The organism is Vibrio sp. 03_296 (assembly GCF_002265885.1).
The window spans coordinates 1-586 of record NZ_NPKW01001215.1 but is presented as its reverse complement, the minus strand read 5'-3'; the positions used below and the strand labels follow the sequence as shown (position 1 = coordinate 586).

General features: G+C 51.5%; 2 tRNA genes and 1 rRNA gene. All 3 read left to right on the top strand.

The features are described from left to right. Positions 1-328, top strand: a 16S ribosomal RNA gene (locus CIK04_RS31095); the annotation flags it as partial. A 69-nt stretch (positions 329-397) separates the two neighbouring features. After that, positions 398-473 (top strand) — tRNA-Glu (locus tag CIK04_RS31090). Between the two features lies 1 nt (position 474). Further along, positions 475-550: transfer RNA gene (locus CIK04_RS31085), tRNA-Lys, on the top strand. The last annotated feature ends 36 nt before the right edge of the window (positions 551-586 follow it).

Below are 586 nucleotides of genomic sequence, written 5' to 3'. Positions count from 1 at the left end.
CGAGTAGGGCTACACACGTGCTACAATGGCGCATACAGAGGGCGGCCAACTTGCGAAAGTGAGCGATCCCAAAAAGTGCGTCGTAGTCCGGATTGGAGTCTGCAACTCGACTCCATGAAGTCGGAATCGCTAGTAATCGTGGATCAGAATGCCACGGTGAATACGTTCCCGGGCCTTGTACACACCGCCCGTCACACCATGGGAGTGGGCTGCAAAAGAAGTGGGTAGTTTAACCTTCGGGAGGACGCTCACCACTTTGTGGTTCATGACTGGGGTGAAGTCGTAACAAGGTAGCGCTAGGGGAACCTGGCGCTGGATCTACCTCCTTATACGATGATTATTGCGATGAGTGTTCACTACAGATTGATATGGTTTAGAAAGTTTAGAGTATCTTAGTGTCCCGTTCGTCTAGAGGCCTAGGACACCGCCCTTTCACGGCGGTAACAGGGGTTCGACTCCCCTACGGGATACCATGGGTCGTTAGCTCAGTTGGTAGAGCAGTTGACTTTTAATCAATTGGTCGCAGGTTCGAATCCTGCACGACCCACCATTTCCTTCCACGGGAAAACAAATAATGTGGGCGATT